Annotated in this window: 1 rRNA gene; it reads left to right on the plus strand. The window is 52.2% G+C overall.

What is annotated here, in order from left to right:
* Positions 1 to 209 (plus strand): 23S ribosomal RNA (locus tag RVS70_RS23330); the annotation flags it as partial.

A 209-nucleotide genomic window follows, 5' to 3' on the forward strand; every position in this document is an offset into this window, starting at 1 on the left:
TGAAAGAGAACCTGAAACCGTGTGCCTACAAGTAGTCGAAGCCCGTTAATGGGTGACGGCGTACCTTTTGTAGAATGGACCGGCGAGTTACGATCGTATGCAAGGTTAAGTGGAAGACACGGAGCCGCAGCGAAAGCGAGTCTGAATAGGGCGACATAGTATGCGGTCGTAGACCCGAAACCGTGTGATCTACCCATGTCCAGGGTGAA

Source organism: Virgibacillus sp. M23, from assembly GCF_034190895.1.
Classification (GTDB): Bacteria; Bacillota; Bacilli; order Bacillales; family Amphibacillaceae; genus Virgibacillus; species Virgibacillus salarius.